Below are 18,468 nucleotides of genomic sequence, written 5' to 3' on the forward strand. Positions count from 1 at the left end.
TGGCGAATACAACGGGCTCGGGGATTGAGCACTGAACTCGCGGGTCACTCGCGGCAGCGACAGCCGCTCAAGGATCGGATGAACAGTTGTTTTCCGGAGGTTCGACGGCGTTGCGGTCTCAGACGCCCAGCAGGATCGAGCTGGCAGCCGCGGCGACGACCCACCCTGTACCCGTCCACGACAGCACGAAAAACGCCTCTCGAGCGCTGGCTTCCGTCCACCCGGAACTCACGTCGAGGTGGTCTTGCATCCCCTCGATGGTTCGTCCGAGACCGACCGCCGTCGACCAGGCGGTGACGCCGAACCCGAGGACGAGCGCGCCGAGCGCGAACGCCGTGTCGGTCGCGGTTCGCGACGTCCAGACCGTCAGCAACGCGAGCGAGACGACCGCCCCGAGCACGGCACCGACGGCCACCCAGCGAGCGGCGGCGACCACGAGTCGGCGGGCACGCTCGAGGCGGGCCGGCGAGACAGGGAGGCTGGAATCAGTCGACGGCATCTCGCATGCGGGGGTCGAGGGCGTCTCGCATCCCGTCGCCGAGGAGGTTGAACCCGAGCACGGTCAGCGCGAGGAAGAGGCCGGGGAAGAACGACCACCACCATGCGTCCGAGAACAGCCCCTTCTCGACGCCCTCGGAGAGCATCATCCCCCACGATGGATCGCCGACAGCCGCGCCGAATCCGAGGAACGACAGCGCCGCGATGTCGATGATCGCCAGTCCGTAGTTCAGCGTGGACTGGACGGTGATCGGTGCCAGGCAGTTCGGCAGCACGTGGCGAATCAACAGCCGTGGATCGTTCGCACCGAGAGCGCGCGTTGCCTCGATATACTCGTCCTCGAGAACTTTCAGCGCGGCGCCGCGGACGACCCGGGCGAATCGCGGCGTGTACACGAGCGTGAGCGCGATGACCGCGCGCCACAGCCCCATCGACTCGGGGAAGATGCTGACGAGCGCGAGCGCCAGCAGTAGCGACGGGAACGAGAGGAGCACGTCCATCGTCCGCATGATGACGTTGTCCGTGAGGTCGCCGTAGTACGCCGCGACGATGCCGGCGGTGATGCCGAGGAACGTGGACGCGAGGACGGTCGCGGTCCCGAACTTCAGCGCGTACCACGCACCGTACAGTACACGCGGGAAGATGTCGCGGGCCTGTCCGTCGGTCCCGAACCAGAACTCGATGCTCGGTCCCGTCTTCGTCGGGTTCGTTCCGAAGGTCGTGGCGACGATGGCGTCGTGGTCGTAGGCGAACCGAGCGTAGATGGCGACGACGAACATCCCGATGATGAGGCCGAGGCCGAGAAGGGCGATGCGATTCGATAGCAGTTCCGTGAGGAACGGATTCGAGCGGATGCGCTCGACGGTGCTGCGTTCGATGTCCGCTGATTTGGTTTCCGTGCTCATTGGTCAATCCGTGGGTCGAGGATGGAGTAAGTGATGTCGACAAAGAGGTTCACTATCGTGTACATGAACGCGAAGATGAGAACGGTCGCTTGAACCACTGGGTAGTCGCTGCTGTTGATTGCCCTCACGAGCAGCGTCCCGATACCGTTGATCTCGAAGACGGTCTCGGTCAGCACGGAGCCGCCGAGCATCGAACCGAACTGGATACCGATGATGGTGATAACGGGAATAAAGGCGTTCCGGAGCCCGTGTTTCATGATCGTGGTCTTCGCGCCCTGGCCTTTCGCGCGGGCCGTCCGCATGTAGTCCTGTCGGACGACCTCGAGCATCGACGACCGCATCATCCGGGAGATGAACGCCATCGAGTAGATGCCGAGTACAAGAACGGGCATGAAGAGGTGGCGAGCTGCGGACTGAAACGCCGCCATGTCTCCCGCCAGAAGAGTATCGACGAGGATGAACCCGGTCTTCGAATCGATGAAGTGCGTCGACCCGATGCGACCGCTCGTCGGGAGGACGCCCAGAATCTGTGCGAACAGCAGGATCAGGAGCGGCCCGCTCCAGTAGATCGGGATGCTGATGCCCGCGAGCGCCCCAATTCGGGAGAAGTGATCGGTCAACGTGTCCTTCTTGACGGCACTCAGGATTCCGAGCGGGAGACCGAACAGCAGGCCTGCGATCTGGCCGAGGATGGCGAGCTCGATGGTGATGGGAAGCCGATCGGCGAGGATTTCACTGACGTCGGTGCCGCGCCGGATCTGGTAGGACTGTCCGAAGTCGAGCGTCGCAGTGTCCTGCAGGAATCGGACGTACTGCTGCCATAGCGGATCGTTGAGTCCGAGATCCGTCCGGATCTGCTCGACGAACTCCTGGCTCGGGTTTTTGCCCGCGATGGCTACCGCAGGATCACCCGGTGAGAGATGGAGGATGGCGAAGACTACTGTCGCCACTCCGAACAGCACCGGACCGAGCAACAGCAGTCGTTTGGCAATGAACCGCTTTGATACCATTATTCGGAGGTAAGTTTGATACCTTAAAAACTTCCCGTCAGCCGGACGCCTTACTCGAGTTCAACCAGATGGAGGTGCGGGCCACCGATGGCCGATATGTCGTAATTACTTACATTCTCCCGGACACCGCGGATTTCGTCGGCATAGTCGATGTAGACCCACGGAGCCTCGTCGTGAGCGATCTGGGCTGCCTCGTGGTAGAGGTCGGTACGTTCCTCCTGGTCTTCCGTCCGCTGGGCTTCCTCGACGAGGTCCATGAACTCTTGATTCGCCCACGCGCTCCGGTTGGACGAGTTGTAGCCCTCCGTCCCCCAGTCAACCCAGTCCTGCCCGTCGGGAGAGTCGACCTGCGGGTGAAGGAGGACGTAGTAGAAGTTGTCCGGGTCGGCGTTGTCCGTATACCAGCCGGCCAGAGATGCGTCGTGCTTCCCTTCGGCGGTGTACGTGAGGTAGTCCGAGAACTGCCGCTCGTCGATCGTAACGTCGATGCCGATCTCGCCGAGATCGGTCCGGATGGTCTCCGCCGTCGAAAGCGGCGCCGGATTGTAGCCCCGGGCGTTCTGGAAGGTCGTCAGATCGAAGGAGAACCCGTCACTGTAGCCGGCCTCATCTAGCAGGGATTGTGCCTCGTCAGTGTCGTAGGCGTACGGACTGAGGTCATCGTTGTGTCCGAAGAGGGCCGGCGGGCACGGCTGGTCGGCTTGCTCGGCGATACCTGAGTAGACTTCGTTGACGATGGATTCGGTGTCGATAGCGTAACTGATCGCCTGCCGGACCCGGGGATCACGGAACTCCTCCACGCGGGACTGATTGAACGACATGTAGCCGATGTTGATGCCCTGTCCGGACTGGACTTCGACGCCGTCGGCGTCCTCGACCGATCCGATGTTGTTGGGCCCGAGGTTGTCGATGATCTCGAGTTCCCCTTCGATGAGGGCCTGCGTGCGCGTGGAATTCTGTCCTTTCTCGATGAACAGGAGCTCCTCCACGTTCGGGCCGTCGCCCCAGTAGTTGTCGTTGGGTGTGAGCAGGATGCGGCCGTTCGAGTTGTCGAGTTCCTCGAGCTGGAACGGGCCGGTACCGTTGGCATCTGCATTGAAGTCAAAGCCGTCCTCGATGCCGTCTTGCGGAAGAACGACGGCAGCGAACATCGCGAGGTTGCGCAGGAACGGCGCGTACGACTGGGTGAGCGTGATGTTCAGCGTGTAATCGCCGTCGGACTCGACTGAGTCGATCCAGCTTCCGAGCGTGAACGGCCCGTACGAGGACGCGTCATCGAAGTAGTGCTCGTAGTCCTCGTCGACGAACCGTCGGTAGGTCGCGATGAAGTCCTCTGCGGTGAAGTCGGTGCCATCGTCGAACTGCGCGTCCTCGCGCAGCTCGAGCGTGACCTCTTCGCCGTCCATTGACCAGTCGGTTGCAAGGCTTTCCGTAATGGCCGCCTCGCCGGGCTCGAAATCGATGAGACCGTCGTAAATCTGATTGGTGACCTTCGAAACCTCGCCGCTGGTCGTGGCCTGCGGGTCGAGGGTGCCCGAGTGCGAGCTGCGACCGTACCGGAGCGTGCCGCTGCTATCACCACTACCGCCGAGACAACCGGAAATGGAGCTCGCCGCGGTTGCAACGACCGTCGCACTGCCGGCAGACTTCAAGAAACTACGCCTGGATACCTGACTGCCATTACCTGACATAACACTATCCCTTGCGTCAACAAGGATAATACTTTCGGCTGAGCTGATTAACAGACTATGTGAGATATACTATATTCTCATCTTATGGTTAATTTAACGGAGAAGGCAGCAATGGATGCTCCGTCGGTTACTCGTCGGTAAAGAGGTGGCAGGCCGCCGGATGCTCGCTGTCGTCGAGGGCGGGGCTTTTGCGCTCACAGACGCTCTCGAACGCATCCACGAGGACGGCCTCGGCGGCCGCCCAGTCGCCATCGTCGAGGTGGCGGTAGGATGTTTCGACTGCCTCGCGAGCGCGTCCCGACAGCGGCCCGCTGAAGAACTGCGCATTGAGCGCGGCGGCGAAGTCGCTGCCCCCATCCGCGACCGCGCGGGCCGGTGGCTCCTCGCTGATCGCTGCCTCTCGGGCCGCCTCGAGGTCGATGTCGCGAGACTCTACGCGCTGCCGATAAAACATGATCTCGCGGTACCGCTCCTGGTCGATGTCGAGGTCATCGGGCGGGATGATCGACGGACACCGCGTCCGGAAGTGACAGCCCGACGGTGGATCGATCGGGGACGGCACGTCCCCTTTCAGGATGGTACGGTCGGTGGTGTCTGCCCGGGGATCGGGTTCGGGGATCGCCGAGAGCAGTGCGTTCGTGTACGGGTGTTTCGGGTCCACAAACAGATCGTCGGTCGCCGCGATTTCGACGATCTCGCCGAGATACATCACTGCGACGCGGTCCGAAATGTGGCGGACGACCGAGAGGTCGTGAGCGATGAACAGATACGTCAATCCGAACTCCTCTTGCAGATCCTCAAGGAGATTGATGATCTGTGCCTGCACGGACACGTCCAGTGCCGACACCGGTTCGTCGGCGACGATGAAGTCCGGGTCCACCGCGAGGGCGCGAGCGATACCGACGCGCTGGCGTTGCCCGCCGGAGAGTTCGTGGGGGTAGCGGTCGTACTGGCTCTCGTCGAGTCCGACCTCCTCGAGGAGGGTGCGGACGCGGCGGCGGCGGAGCACGCGCTTCGAACCGCTCGTGGAGACGTCCACGTGAACGCTCGTGACGCGGCCGTCGTCTTCTCGCACGACATCCGTCGTTACGTCGAGCACGCCATCGACATCCACGGTAACGTCGCCGTCCGCCACGGTGACGTCCACGGAGACGACGGTCTCCCCGTCGCTATTCCCGAGTAACGCGTCCACGTCGTCCGCGACGTCGACGGACACCGCGTCCGCGGAGATACCGGTCGTCGAGACATCTGCGCGGGGCACAACGTCGGGATCGGACTCCGGGAGCCCGTGAATCTTCAGCGGCTCCATGATCGTCTGTCCGACGGTCATCCGCGGATCGAGACTCGACATCGGATCCTGGAACACCATCTGCATGTCCTTGCGCTTCTCCCGAAGCTCCGATTTCGAGAGATCGCCGAGGGTTTCACCGGCGTACACCACCGTGCCGTCCGTCGGCGGGGAGAGGTGAAGGATTGCGCGACCCGCGGTCGACTTTCCACAGCCGGACTCACCGACCAATCCGAGCGTCTCGCCCTCGTACACGTCGAAGCTCACGCCGTCGACGGCCTTCACGCTCGGTTGCTCGCCGACGAATCGGTCGAGGAACCCCTCCTTTTGCCCGTAGTACTTCCGCATCTCGCGGAGTTCGACGATCGGTTCTCCGATGTCGTGTTCGGCCGCGGACGGGATGCCCGCCGACCCGTACTCGCTCTCGTCGAAGGTCTCGAGGATACACTTCGACCGATGGTCGACGTCTTCCGGCCCGTGCTGGAGGAACGGAATCTCGCCGGTGCGACACTCGGGTTGGGCCCACGGGCAACGGTCCGCGAAGTGGCAGCCGTCGGGCATGTCGATCAGGTCCGGGACGTTGCCCTCGATGGGTGTCAGGCGGTCTTTCTCCTCCGTCGGGAGGGACTCGAGGAGCGTGTACGTGTACGGATGGCTCGGGTTGTAGAAAATTTCCTCGACGGGACCCTCCTCGACAATTTCACCGGCGTACATTACCGCGACGCGGTCGCAGGTCTCCGCGACCACGCCGAGGTCGTGGGTGATCATTAGTACCGACATCCCGAACTCGTCCTGAAGGTCGTCGATGAGGTCCAGGATCTGGGCCTGGATGGTCACGTCGAGGGCCGTCGTCGGTTCGTCGGCGATGAGGAGACTGGGCCGGCACGCGAGCGCGATGGCGATGAGGACGCGCTGGCGCATGCCGCCGGAGAACTCGTGGGGATACTCCTCGAGGCGCGTGGTCGCCTCCGGGATGCCGACCTCCGTGAGAATCTCGACGACGTCCGCCATGACCTCCTCGTCGTGCTCGCGGCCGCCGATTTTCGGGAGCATCTCCCGAACGGCGTTCAGCCACGTGTCCCGTTTCCGTTCGCCGTACTGGTGAAGCCGCAGGGACTCCGCGACCTGCTCACCGACGGTCACCGCGGGGTTCAGGGACGTCATCGGGTCCTGAAAGATCATCCCCATCTCGCTGCCACGGACCTTCCGCATCGCCTCCTCGGGCGCGTCCGTCAGGTCGACGACGCCGTCCTCGACGGCGATTGATTCTGCGTCCGTCCCGCTTTCGAATCGTTCGCGCGCTGCTGCATCCAGGTAAACGAATCCGTCGTCGGCGTCCTCGACGGCGTTCTCTAGCGCGTCCGCGACCACGGACTCGGTCACGCCGCTGTCGAGTCGATCAGCAGCGTCCCGGAGGGCTGGCGCGAGCCCCGCTGGGTCATCGTGGCCGACGAGGTCAGCGGCCATGCCGCGCAGCTCCGATCCGGCCGAGTCACCCCCGTCGCCGACGCGGAGGTCCGCGACGATCTCCCGGACCGCGTCCACGAGTTCGAAGGGGTACGGGACGACCGCACCGTCGAACTCGGCTGCGAGGTCCGCGGCGAGTTCCGCGCGCCGCAAGGTTACCCGTCCGTCCACGACATCGCCCGGATCGTCCACGAGGTCCATCGCTGAGAGTGCGGTCACGCTCTTGCCGGAGCCGGACTCGCCCACGAGGCCGACGGTCTCGCCTTCCTCGATAGTGAGGTCGATACCGTCGACTGCTTTCACCGCACCGCGTTTGGTGTCGAACTGTGTTCGAAGTCCGGAGAGGGATAAAAGATCAGTCATGGCACCAGTTCTCGAGGCAGCGAAGAAATAGCTTATGGGACTTGGGCAACGTTTATCTCCGATGGTGCACGCGGTGGGGACATGAACGAGGACCAGGCAGGCGACGCCCCCAGCAACGTGCAGGCCCAGTCCGGCTGGCAAGCAGTCATCGACGACATGGCGGTGACCGCCGACGAGTACCGCGACCGCGGCTGGACGGCCCTCGAACTCCACCCTGGCGACTCCGTGCTCGTGGACTCCGAGATGCGAACGGGGCTCGACGTGGTCCTCCCGGGACCCGAGTACGAGGACCTCGAGTCACTGATCGAGGACTGCACGTTCGCGGACGTGGACGTGTTCCGCGCGCCGGGCGACAGTATGATCTACCTGCTCGTCGTCGAGAAGGACCTGGACAGCAAGACGGCCGTGCTCGTCCCCGCCTACTACGACGCCGGGTCCGGACAGGAGACACTCGAGACCATTCGGTCGAACGGTGAACTTCGGCTGTTCTGCAGGCGACTGAACGACGATTACGTCGAGTTCGTCCACGGCGACGTGGAACCGTTCCTCCCCAGCCCGTTGCAGGGCGAGTAGGCGATAGCGATCTGGTTTCCGTACCGTGATCGGGCCCGCGCTCCGATCGGTCTCGTCCCCGTATCCCGATTCGTCAATCCTCACTGCGGTGGCTTCCGACATTGATCGCGCAGAAAGCCGACTGACGGATCGTTGCAACCGTCTCTGAACACTGTTCGTTCGTCGATCCGGACGGATCCCGTTACTCGACGGCGAGCCGCGGCTCCTCCGACCGGTCGTCGATCTCGTCTGGATCGACCTGCACCGTCAGCACGGGGACTGAGGCGCGCCGGACGACCCGTTCCGTGACGCTGCCGAGCAGGAGGCGATCGATCCCGCCGCGACCGTGCGTTCCCATCACCACCAGATCACACTCCGCGGGATCTGCCTCGTCGACGATGACCCGACTCGGTGACCCCTCGAGCACCTCGGTCTCGACGGTGACGTCGTCCGGTGCGAGCGCTTCGGCTCGCTCGACCGCCGCCTGCCCCTCGCCGCGGAGTGCCTCGCTGACGCCGTCGAGGGCGGTTTCCATCGGTAGCCCGGCGTAGCCGGCCGCGTTGACGACGTACAGCGCGCGGATCGCCGCGTCGTGTGCACGAGCGAGGTCGAATGCGTACTCGAGTGCGCGTTCGACCTCTCGAGAGCCGTCGGTCGGGACGAGGATGGAGTCGTACATTGTCATATGGTAGCATACACAGAGCAGCTACATTAGCATTATCCTGACACGAAAGATTATCAGTTCGACTGACGTCTTCTCGAGCGAACTGCAGATCGGTTCGGGATATCGAAGCTCGAAACGCGGGGAGGGGAAACGCTGATACAGCCGCCACTCAAATCGGGGGCCATGAGCGATACCCCGTGGACGGATCGGATCGTCGGCGAGCGGATGGCCGTCGATCAGGAGTTCTCCGAGCGGATCCAGCAGTCGCGCTTTTCCAACCAGCAGTGGAGTCTGATCATGACCGCCACGGAGTTCGAGATCGAACACCCCGACGACCCCGACCGGGCGCGGATCGTCGCCAACACGGACAAAATCGACGGAATCATCCCCGAACTCGAGAACGTCCAGGCGGGGATGGGTGCGATGGGTGGCGCGGGTGCCGGGAGCACTGGTTCGAGTTCCTCAGGCGGTGGGATCTTCGACTCGATCAAGGGCGCACTCGGCATGGGTAACGGCGGTGGCTCTTCCGAGAAGGAGCAACGGAAGGCGGCCGAACGGCTCACGCAGGAGTACGCCGACGAACTCCAGTCCCACCTCGAGTCGAAGGGAAAATGGGAGACGATTCGTCATTCCGCCGACGACGGTAGCTAGCGGCGGGCGTCGAGCGCCGTTTACCGACCGTCGATCACCGCCGGTCAGTCACCGGCGTGAAACATCGTGTACTCGCTCGTCTCGTAGATGTTGATGAGTTCGGTCACGAGCTCGTCGTATGACTCGTCATCGACGCGGAGTGCATCCAGCCGTTCGATCGTCTCCTCGTCGAGTTCGACGGATGGCATACGCGAACGTCCGTCGTCGATCGACAAAAACGCAACGGGGGTGCGCTCCTCGGTCCAGCGCCGGACGAGGACCGGGTGCGAGTCACAGCACCTTTAGGCACGCTTCCCGACCGGTAGTGTATGAGCGACGAAGTCCAGACGACGACCTTCTCGATCAGTTCCGAAGACGGCGCGACCGACGAGATCACGATTCCGTCCGGCCTCCTCGACCTGGTCGCCGAGGGTGACCAGACCGACGCCGAAACGGTCGGCGACGTCATGCTGCTGTCCTTCGCCAGCCGCGCCCACCACATCGTCCACCACGGTGAGGACGCCGACGAGGACCTCGAGGCACAGGAAGCGGAAGTCATGGACCTCTTCGAGGAACGCTTCGGCGTCACGTTCGGCGAAGCGACCGGTCATCAGCACTGAACGGCCGACGACCGAATCACAGCCGCGGTTTCTCCGCAGCACTTCTCTCGAGTGAAATCGCTAGCGATCGGGCAGGAACGACCGCTATCCGGTTCCGGCGGTTTCGTTTTCGGTTCCAGCAGTTCCGTCTTCGGTGGCTCCAGACGCTCCGGGGTCGTCCGTCTCGGTTGTTCCACCGTCGGCCGTCTCGGCCGTCCCTCCGTCAGCCGTCTCAGCCGTTTCATCGTCCGTCGTCTCAGCCGCCCCGCCATCGGCCGTCTCGGCGGGCCCCGTATTCGTTTCCGGCTCCGGTGGCGATTCGTCTGCGGGCTCGTTCCCGTCAGTGGCCGGTTCGGAGTCGCCGTCTGGACCGGATTCGTTCGGCTGTGCTGGGTCCTCCGGCTGTTCCGGCTCTGGTTCTTCAGGCGGTACTGGCTGTTCGGACTCCGGTGATTCTGGCTCTTCCGGCTGTTCGGGCTCCGGCTCCTCGGGTGACACCGGCTGTTCGGGTTCGGTCGGGGGTTCCGGCTCTGGTGGCGTCTCGGGTTCACCATCCGGCTCCACCCCATCGTCCCCGTCCGCCTCTGTACCGTCCTCCGGGACTGACTCGACCGTCACTGTCGTCTCGGCCGTCTCGTTTTCGGTCGACACCTCGAGGGTGTGTTCGCCGGGCTCGAGGGTCGCCGTCCCGTAATTCAGCGTGACCGCCTGCGTCTCACCGGACTGGAGCGTAACGGGCACCGGCTCACCGGGAACGCCGTCGACGGCGACCTCGATGTCCTGGGTCCCCGCTCGATCGCCGACGTTTTCGAGGGCAGCTTCAACCGCGATGGGGTCACCCTGCTCGACCGGGCTATTGGTCCCCGTGATCGAGACGCCGAACGTCGCGGGCTCGCCGGGCTCCTCGACGGTCACCGTCGTCTCGACTGTCTCGTTCTCGGTCGACACCGTGAGCGGGTACTCGCCGGGCTCGAGGCCATTGGTTTCCGCACTGAGAGGGACTGTCTCCGTCTCACCCGCCTCGAGCGAGACCGACGTGGCGTTCACGGTAGTCTCACCGATCGCGAGCGAGAGGTTCTGCGTCCCGTTCTCGCCGCCGGTGTTCTCGAGGTCGGCTTCGACCTCGAGCGGCTCTCCCTGTTCGACCGGACTGTTCATGTCCGCAATCGAGACGTCGAACGTTGCGGGGTCGGACGGCGCGATCTCGCCGGCAGGCGGCGTCTCGGCGGTGATCGGCCCCTCGTAGCCGAACGTCGAGAAGTCGGCCTGCCAGACGAGTCGTTCGTCCTCGCTCTCGGGCGTCCACTCGACGGTGAACGTCTGCTGGCCCGGTTCGAATTCGGACGGCGGCTGGTCGGTCGTGGTGCCCTCGACGAACCGACTGTTCGCGCCCATCGGGGCGTCGTTCGGGTTCTCGTAGCCGAACGTGACGTCGATGCCGTCCTCGGTCGCGGTCGTCTCTTCGACCGCGATCGACGGCCGTTCGGGCCGCACTTCCTCGTCGCACGTCTCCGACGGGTTCGGATAGTCGATACCGCCCACGGGGGCCGCCTGGGGCGAACTGATCCCCGAGATATACGTGCCGAAGGTACCGTAGTCCGGTACCTCGACGATCACCTGCTCGCCGTCCACCGTGACGTCGCGCTCGGTGCCGATCTCGAAGACGATCGTTCCGTCGTACGGTGCCGGGATCTCGTCACCGGCGGTGACGAGGTCCTCCACGATGGTGTCCCCGGCGCCGCCGGAGGTGTAGAACCACGTGCTCGCGGCGACCCGATCACCCGCCTCGAGCGATGCAGTGACCTCCGCGCGCTGGCAGTTCACGAACTCCACGTCGAACCCCGCGGGCGCACCATCGACCGTATACTCGACGTCCGCCGTCTCGATGGGCGTTCCGTCGTCGGCCGCGACGACCGCTACCTCAAGCGTCGCGTTCGCTGCGAGGGGCGGCTCAAGGTCGAACTCCTCGGGTCCGATCGTCTCGTTCGCGTCGAAGGTCTCGCTCGTCGCGAGCTGGGTCCCGTTCCCGTCGCTGACGGTGATCGCGTAGTCGACGGACGCGTTCGCCTGCGTGACTGTGAGCGTCTCGCCGTCACCGGTCTGGTCGGCCACCGAGAGGTTCGCCGTCGGCTCGCCGGGCTCCGGTTCCTCGACCGCGTACTCGATGGAATCGTTCGCCAGCACCGCGTCGTCGGCCGCGGCGCGAACGGACACGTCGACCGTCGTGTTCTCTGCGAGCGGCGGCTCGAGCTCGAGGGTTTCGTCCGCAACCGTCGCGTTCGCCTCGATCTCGTCGCTCTCGACACGCTGGCCGTCGTACTCGGCCGTGAGGACGTACGGCACGGACGCGCTCGCCGCGTCGACCGTGAGAGTCTCGCCCTCGCCCGTCTGGTTGTCGACCGATAACGACGCTTCGGGGTCAGTGTCGTTCCCGACGGTCTCGTTTGTCACCGTGTACTCGAGGGAATCGGTCGCGAGCGCCGTGCCGTCCTCGTCCACGACCGAGACGTCGACCGTCGCGTTCGACTCGAGCGGCGGCTCGAGTTCGAGCGAGAGATTCGATACCGCCTCGCCGGCCGCGAACGTGTCGCTCTCCGTCGTCTCGCCGTCGTACGATGCGGTGACGGCGTAGGGAACAGAGGCGTTCGCTTCGTCGACGGTGAGCGTTTCTCCGTCACCCTGCTGATCGGTAGCTGACAGCGTCGCGGTCGGCTCGTCCGGTTCCTCTGGTTCGTCCGTGATCGTCACGAACGCGCCGTCGATCACCGGCGCGCCAGCGCCGCTGACGTACGGCACGTCCTCCTCGCCGTCGGACTCGACGTACTGGAACGTTCCGTCGTCGTTCGTGTCGTGATGGGCGACCGCCACGACCGACCCGCTCTCCTCGAGCGGCTGGTCGAGTTCGATCGTGACGTTCTCGTGATCGCCGGCCTCGAGGAACTCCGAGACGCCGATGACGGCGTCCGGATCGGCGTCGACTGCGAGTCCCTCGTAGACCGCGACGAAGCCGCCCTCGGAGAGCGACACGTCTTCGATAGTGACCTGCTCCCCGTCGGACTCCTGATCGGGGACGTCGATCGAGGCCGTCCCCTCGATCCGGTCGATCGTCTCGATTCGCTGCGTGACCGTGATCTCGACGTGCTGCGTGATCTGGGTCACGTCGTCAGTGCCTTCCTGTACCGCATAGGCGGTCGCCTCGGACGCGGTTTCCTGAGTGAGAACCTGCAGTTGTGTGACGCTAATCTGCTGGGACTGGACGATGTGGGCCGTCTCCTGGCAGGCAGATCGCGCCGCGATCTGGATCTGCGTGACCGTGGCCGACTGCGCCTGGACGAGGGCCCCGCTCCCACCGCCGTGTGCGAGTCGCTGGACCTGGGTCACCTCGACGAGTTGCGTCTGCGTCACCGCGCCCTCACCGGCACCGAACGCGGCCGCCTGGATCTGCTCGATCGTCACTTCCTGGCGCTGGATCGCGGACGTGACCGCACCCTCCGCTGCACCGACCGCGGCATACTGGACCTGCGTGATCGAGACCGACTGGCGCTGGACGAGCACGCCGCCCGCGCTCCCGTGGGCAGCGGCCTGAATCTGATCGACGGTCGCCGACTGGCTCTGGGAAATAGCGCCCTTCGCCGCGCCGAAGGAGGCCTCCTGCACCTGCGTGATCGTCACCCGCTGGCGCTGCTCGAGGCGGGCAGACTGAACCTGTTTCAGCGAGCCCTGCCCGGCGCCGCGGGCGGCGGCCTGGGTCTGCTCGACCGACACCGACTGCTCCTGCACGAGCGCGCCCTTCGACGCTCCGGCCGCGGCCTTCTGAATCTGCTTGATCGTCACCCGCTGGCGCTGCTCGACGTCGACGCGCTGTTCCTGTCGCACGTCGACCCGTTGCTCCTCCTCGAGCACTGCGGGCGAACTCCCCACGAGCGATCCGGCTGTACCGCCGGCGGCGGCGTGCTGGACGTGCTCGAGCGTCACCTGCTGGCGCTGTTCGGCCGTGATCGACTGATACTGCGTCAGGACGCCGTACGCCGAGCCCTGGGCGGCCTCCTGAATGTGCGGCGCTTTGCCGACGTCACTCGTCCCCGCTTCCTTCGTAGCACCCGCAGCCGCACCCTTGCTCGCGACCTGAATCTGTTCGACGCTGACGTTCTGGCTCTGTGCGAGGGCCCCATGCGTCGCGCCCCAGGTCGCGCTCTGTAGCTGAGTCGCGTTGGCCGACTGGGACTGGGAGAGCCCGCCGTCGGTCGCCCCGCCCACTGCGTACTGAATCTGGGTGACGTTCACCGACTGGGACTGGACCAGTGAGCCGTGGACCGCCCCCTTCGTCGCCGCCTGCACCTGCTCGGCGTCGACGGTCTGGTGCTGTGTGACTGCCGACCGCGCCCCCTCGAGCGCCGCCGCTCGCTGTTCCTGTGTCACTTCGATGCCCTGCGATTGGACGAGTTCGATCCCTTCCTCGACACCGCTCTCGACGGCGGTTTCAGCATCTCCTTGGATCTCCGCCTGCGCGTTCGTCCCACCGTCGTCATCCGTCGCATCGGCCTCCTCGAAGGCGACCAGTTCCGAACTGGCGTTCTGCGCCTGAGCGCCGCCCGCCTCGAGCGCGGCCTGTGACTCACCCGCGGCTGCCGGTTCGTCGGTCGTCTCGGCGGTCACACCGTCGGCCACGTCAATCGGTTCGGAGACGCCCAGCATCGGCAGCGCCACGACGCTGCCGACCATCGCGGCCGCGACCAGCACGACGGCGATGACAGTTCGGCCGCGTTTCATCGCACGATCCCTCCGCGAGCGGAACGGCCGGTTCCGTCTTCCAGTTTCGATTCCGTCTCCGATGATCCTGATTCGGTCCGCCACCACCCTGATTCAACCCCGTCCTCGCCCCGTTTCCGTCCGCCTTCACTCTGTTTTCGTTCGTCCCCGTCTGCTCCCTGTCGATGCCCCGGATTCGCCGCGTGGTTTCCTCGGCTGCCAACCGCTACACAACCAGTTCGCATTTTCCCACCACGGGCCGAAAGACGGCATAAGACCGCCGGTCGTTTCAGTTAGCGAGACGAGGCAATTAGCTATTACTCAGTTCTCCCGAAGAGAGACCGGCAGAAACGACGGACTGACGCCCGAACACCGCGACCGCTGGCGAGCCCGCGGCCATCGCAACTATCTCCGAAACTGAGAGGAAGCGCGCTGTTTCGACCCGCCCTCGAGCCGCCCCCGAGCCGAGACCGGTGCGATAGCGACTCGAGAAGGCGTCTCAATTAGACAACACATGCTCTCGGAAACCGAAGTCTTGATCCGGGTTTACGAAAGAGCGAGTGTATGGCAACGGAACGGAATTCGGTCGATCTCGTGGACGACACCGTCGTTCGGCAGTTCGCTCGAGCGGCGGTGCTCGCAGCGCTGATCGGGGCGTCGGTACTGGTGTCGATTCCGATCCCCCTCTCGCCGGCGCCGATCACGCTGCAGGTACTGTTCGTCTTCCTCGCCGGGCTCGTCTTAGGGCCGATCTGGGGTCCGTTTTCGGTCCTGCTCTACCTCACGACGGGCGCCGTCGGCCTCCCGGTATTCGCCGGCATGAAGGGCGGTCTCGGTGTCCTGATCGGACACACGGGCGGCTATCTGTGGTCGTATCCGATCGCCGCGGCCCTGATCGGGGTCGTCGTCCACCGCGGAACGGCGCTGCGCGATCTCCGCACCGTCCCACTCTCGCTGGTGGTCGGCGCACTCGTCATGGCGACGATCCTCATCTACGGGCTCGGGACGGCGTACATGGCCTGGCTGCTCGAGTACACGGCCTGGGAGGCCATCACGGCCGGTGTGCTCCCGTTCATCCCTGGCGAAATCCTCAAAATAGCCGCCGCGGTCGCCATCGTCAGATCCGGCCGGATTACGCCGGTTCGATCGTGACGAGGAACCGATGATCGAGTTCGAGTCGGTCTCCTACGCGTTCGAGGATGTTCCCGTTCTCGAGAACGTCTCGCTCTCGATCGACGACGGCAAATTCGTTCTCCTGGCGGGGGGCAACGGCAGCGGGAAGACGACGCTGTTGCGCCACTGCAACGGCCTCCTCGAGCCCGATTCCGGCGACGTTCTCGTCGACGGGACGCCCGTCGCCGAGGACCTGATTGCCGCCCGCTCAAGCGTGGGCATGGTCTTCCAGCACCCCCGCGATCAGTTCGTCGCCGCGACCGTCGGCGCGGACGTCGCCTTTGGCCCCGAGAACCTCGGGCTCGAGCGGCGGGAGATCGACCGCCGCGTGACGGCCGCGCTCGAGGCGGTGAACATGGCCGGTCGGGAGGACGATCGGATCGACGCCCTCTCGGGCGGCGAACAGTCCCGCGTCGCGATCGCCGGCGCGCTCGCGATGGAGCCGACCCACCTCGTCCTCGACGAACCCTTCACCGGGCTCGACGAACCCGCCCGCCGGTCCGTGCTCGACCGCCTCGAGTCGCTGGCGGCCGACGGCACCGGCGTCCTGCTCGCGACCCACGACCTCCGAGACGTCTGCGGACTCGCGGATCGCATCATCGCCATGCGGGACGGCTGCGTCGCCGTCGACGGACCGCCTGCGGCGGCGCTGGCGGAACTCGAGGGCCTCGAGGTCCGGGTACCGGGGCGGTGATCGCGATGACTGATCCGAGACGACCGCCACTGCCCGCAACGACCGCCGGAGACAATCGATGCTGACCTACGAACCCGACGCGACGCTCGCACACCGACTCGATCCCCGGACCAAGCTGGCGGTCCAGATCGGGTTCGCGGCCACCGCACTGGCGCACACGACGCCGCGATCGCTGGCCGTCCTCTCCGCAGTGACGGCGATCGTCCTGTTTAGCGCGCACGTTTCGATCCGACGAACGTTGGTCGACTACCGATTTGCGCTTCTCATCCTCGCGCTCGCCCCGCTGATCGCGGGCGTCACCCTGGGAGCGCCCTGGTTCGACACCGCGGACGCCATCGCGTCGGGGCTGGCGAGTTACCGCGTCCTGCTCATCCTGCTCGTCAGCGCGGCCTACGTCCGGTCGACGCCGGTTCGGGACTCTCGAGCGGCGATTCAGCGGACGATCCCCGGGAAACCGGGCCAGCTCCTCGGCATCGGTGTCGCGCTCGTCTTCCGGTTTCTCCCCGTTTTGCAGGCCGATCTCCGGACGATCCGCGAGGCGATGGCCGCCCGGCTCGGAACCAAACGGAGCGCGGTCGACCGCGCCAGCACGATCGGGATACTCGGCCTGACACGGGCCTTCGATCGAGCCGACCGGCTCTCGCTCGCGCTGCAGGCGCGGTGTTTCGCGTGGAATCCCACACTTCCGCCGCTCGCCTTTTCGCGTCTCGACTATCCCGTCCTCGTGCTTGCCGTCGCTCTCGCGTTCTCGGCGTTCGTCTAGCTCAGTCGGTTTTGAACGGTACGTTCGACAGATACGGTACAAACGCGCGGTGAGAACAGGGACGAGCTTCGCTACCCGGAATCGAGAACTCGAGAGCGGCGACGTCGTTCGGTCGTGGATCGAACCAGAGGGGTTAGTCCGCACCTGCGGCCACGGGCTCCGTACTCGCAGAACGGCTCCACCACCGGCCCTGCAGGTACGCGCCGAGGAACATTCCGGCGATCGCCCAGAGGATGGCGACGTTGCCGATACCGAGGCTGGCGTAGGCCGCCCCCGGACAGATACCCGACAGTCCCCAGCCGACACCGAAGATCCCGCCGCCGAGCAGGACGTTTCGGTCGAAGGACTTCAAGCGGCGTTCGAACGTGTCGCCCGTAAGCGGGGCCCGGCCGAGCAGCCGCGGGGCGAGGAAGAACGTCAGGCCCGTGACCGCAGCGCCGCCGAACATCACGAACACCAGTCCGAAGTCCTCGAACTGGAGGAAGTCCAGGACGACCTCCGGACGGGCCATCTGGCTGTAGGCGAGCCCGAAACCGAAGATGAGGCCGCCGATCAGGACGAGCGGCATGAAGAGCGGATTGCAGCCGCTGCTCGCGGGTCGATCCCCTTCCCGATCCCTGTCTCGAGACGCGTGCGTTTCGCTCGCCATCGTTAACGATATCAAGGGCTACTTCGCGGCGATGCTACTCGCGAGGAGCGTCGCAGTCGCGGCGAAAGAGGTCGGGACCGTGTACGGGATTGGTGCGCTCAACACGGTGAGTATCGTACTCATCATCGGTGCGACGGTTTTCGTCAGTGGTGCGGTCGTCCTCGCTGCCATCTGCCAGCTTCGGAGCGACAGTACCGGGACGCTGTGTCGGTTTACGATGATGTGACTGCCGAGACTGAAATTTCTCTGCGTAACGAACCTCGGCTGAGAATCGAATACGTCGCCACTGACACCGACCGATGTCGGCGCAGGATTGTGTAATCTCTACACAAATCTTTTAACTGCGTGATACCTACCCGGTACTGATTCCAATGCCAGATTCGATGTCTGAACAACTGCAGCAGGATATGCAGTGTGAAGGGCTCCTCGAGTGTTTCCACGGCCTCAAGCAACTCGATAAGGAGTGTTTCCGGGCGCTCGTCAACACCGAGGAACCGATGACCGTCGACGAGATCGCTGCTGCCGTCGATCGCGAACGCTCGACTGCGTACCGGTCCGTCCAGCGGCTCCTGCAAACGGGCTTCATTCAGAAGGATCAGATCAACTACGAGCAGGGCGGCTACTACCACGTCTATCATCCGACCGACCCGTCCCAGATCGCAGACGACATGCAGCGGATGTTGAACGACTGGTACGCGAAAATGGGCCAGCTCATTCAGGAGTTCGAAACGAAATACGAGCAAGCCGAGACGACGACGCCAGTCGAAGGCTAG

17 protein-coding genes are annotated in these 18,468 nt (G+C 64.7%); 8 read left to right on the plus strand and 9 right to left on the minus strand.

Annotation, left to right across the window (positions count from 1 at the left end; translation table 11 throughout):
• Nucleotides 1-118: 118 nt before the first annotated feature.
• From HYG81_RS24795 to HYG81_RS24815, 5 genes are all read right to left on the minus strand, one after another.
• Nucleotides 119-499, minus strand: a complete 381-nt coding sequence (locus HYG81_RS24795) for a DUF7268 family protein (protein WP_180842329.1) — start codon at nucleotides 497-499, stop codon at nucleotides 119-121.
• Entirely contained in the window at nucleotides 486-1,403 is a 918-nt protein-coding gene (locus HYG81_RS24800; protein ID WP_180842330.1) for an ABC transporter permease, read from the minus strand. The genes HYG81_RS24795 and HYG81_RS24800 overlap by 14 nt, the downstream gene beginning before the upstream one ends.
• Nucleotides 1,400-2,413, minus strand: coding sequence for an ABC transporter permease (locus HYG81_RS24805; protein ID WP_180842331.1), 1,014 nt, complete (start codon nucleotides 2,411-2,413; stop codon nucleotides 1,400-1,402). Before HYG81_RS24805 ends, HYG81_RS24800 begins: the two co-directional genes overlap by 4 nt.
• Nucleotides 2,414-2,463: 50 nt before the next feature.
• Nucleotides 2,464-4,104 carry an ABC transporter substrate-binding protein gene (locus tag HYG81_RS24810; protein ID WP_180842332.1) on the minus strand — a complete coding sequence of 547 codons (1,641 nt, stop codon included), beginning with the start codon at nucleotides 4,102-4,104 and terminating at the stop codon, nucleotides 2,464-2,466.
• 127 nt (nucleotides 4,105-4,231) lie between these two features.
• Nucleotides 4,232-7,222: a dipeptide ABC transporter ATP-binding protein gene (locus HYG81_RS24815; protein ID WP_180842333.1), complete on the minus strand. Its 2,991-nt coding sequence runs from the start codon at nucleotides 7,220-7,222 to the stop codon at nucleotides 4,232-4,234.
• Between the two features lie 81 nt (nucleotides 7,223-7,303).
• Between HYG81_RS24815 and HYG81_RS24820 the strand changes: the two genes are divergently transcribed.
• Complete coding sequence (locus HYG81_RS24820; protein ID WP_180842334.1) at nucleotides 7,304-7,795, plus strand: DUF7529 family protein; 492 nt, start codon at nucleotides 7,304-7,306, stop codon at nucleotides 7,793-7,795.
• Nucleotides 7,796-7,976: 181 nt separating this feature from the next.
• On the opposite strand, the gene HYG81_RS24825 is transcribed toward HYG81_RS24820, so the two are convergent.
• Entirely contained in the window at nucleotides 7,977-8,453 is a 477-nt protein-coding gene (locus tag HYG81_RS24825) for a universal stress protein (RefSeq protein WP_180842978.1), read from the minus strand.
• Nucleotides 8,454-8,621: 168 nt separating this feature from the next.
• Here HYG81_RS24825 and HYG81_RS24830 point away from each other — a divergent pair, with 168 nt between their 5' ends.
• The gene (locus tag HYG81_RS24830; protein WP_180842335.1) at nucleotides 8,622-9,089 is read left to right on the plus strand and encodes a DUF5799 family protein; all 468 of its coding nucleotides are present in this window, start codon (nucleotides 8,622-8,624) and stop codon (nucleotides 9,087-9,089) included.
• Nucleotides 9,090-9,133: 44 nt separating this feature from the next.
• Here HYG81_RS24830 and HYG81_RS24835 read toward each other — a convergent pair whose 3' ends face one another.
• Nucleotides 9,134-9,277, minus strand: a complete 144-nt coding sequence (locus HYG81_RS24835; RefSeq protein WP_180842336.1) for a DUF7557 family protein — start codon at nucleotides 9,275-9,277, stop codon at nucleotides 9,134-9,136.
• Between the two features lie 120 nt (nucleotides 9,278-9,397).
• On the opposite strand from HYG81_RS24835, the gene HYG81_RS24840 reads away from it, so the two are divergent.
• Nucleotides 9,398-9,688 carry a DUF7545 family protein gene (locus HYG81_RS24840; protein ID WP_180842337.1) on the plus strand — a complete coding sequence of 97 codons (291 nt, stop codon included), beginning with the start codon at nucleotides 9,398-9,400 and terminating at the stop codon, nucleotides 9,686-9,688.
• 84 nt (nucleotides 9,689-9,772) lie between these two features.
• Here HYG81_RS24840 and HYG81_RS24845 read toward each other — a convergent pair whose 3' ends face one another.
• Entirely contained in the window at nucleotides 9,773-14,437 is a 4,665-nt protein-coding gene (locus tag HYG81_RS24845) for a COG1470 family protein (protein WP_180842338.1), read from the minus strand.
• A gap of 543 nt (nucleotides 14,438-14,980) precedes the next feature.
• On the opposite strand from HYG81_RS24845, the gene HYG81_RS24850 reads away from it, so the two are divergent.
• Genes HYG81_RS24850 through HYG81_RS24860 form a run of 3 tightly spaced genes read left to right on the plus strand, consistent with a single transcriptional unit; the run spans nucleotide 14,981 to nucleotide 17,046 of the window.
• Complete coding sequence (locus tag HYG81_RS24850; RefSeq protein WP_180842339.1) at nucleotides 14,981-15,568, plus strand: biotin transporter BioY; 588 nt, start codon at nucleotides 14,981-14,983, stop codon at nucleotides 15,566-15,568.
• A 10-nt stretch (nucleotides 15,569-15,578) separates the two neighbouring features.
• A complete protein-coding gene (locus HYG81_RS24855) occupies nucleotides 15,579-16,283 on the plus strand; it encodes an energy-coupling factor ABC transporter ATP-binding protein (protein WP_180842340.1) in 705 nt (234 codons plus the stop codon).
• A gap of 58 nt (nucleotides 16,284-16,341) precedes the next feature.
• Nucleotides 16,342-17,046: an energy-coupling factor transporter transmembrane component T family protein gene (locus HYG81_RS24860; RefSeq protein ID WP_180842341.1), complete on the plus strand. Its 705-nt coding sequence runs from the start codon at nucleotides 16,342-16,344 to the stop codon at nucleotides 17,044-17,046.
• A 133-nt stretch (nucleotides 17,047-17,179) separates the two neighbouring features.
• Here HYG81_RS24860 and HYG81_RS24865 read toward each other — a convergent pair whose 3' ends face one another.
• Entirely contained in the window at nucleotides 17,180-17,614 is a 435-nt protein-coding gene (locus HYG81_RS24865) for a DUF6691 family protein (RefSeq protein WP_226376068.1), read from the minus strand.
• 112 nt (nucleotides 17,615-17,726) lie between these two features.
• On the opposite strand from HYG81_RS24865, the gene HYG81_RS24870 reads away from it, so the two are divergent.
• Nucleotides 17,727-17,921: a hypothetical protein gene (locus HYG81_RS24870; protein WP_219628714.1), complete on the plus strand. Its 195-nt coding sequence runs from the start codon at nucleotides 17,727-17,729 to the stop codon at nucleotides 17,919-17,921.
• A 145-nt stretch (nucleotides 17,922-18,066) separates the two neighbouring features.
• Nucleotides 18,067-18,468 (plus strand): helix-turn-helix domain-containing protein, encoded by a 402-nt coding sequence (locus HYG81_RS24875; RefSeq protein WP_180842343.1) that lies wholly within the window; start codon nucleotides 18,067-18,069, stop codon nucleotides 18,466-18,468.

It is taken from the genome of Natrinema zhouii (assembly GCF_013456555.2).
GTDB classification, from domain to species: domain Archaea; phylum Halobacteriota; class Halobacteria; order Halobacteriales; family Natrialbaceae; genus Natrinema; species Natrinema zhouii.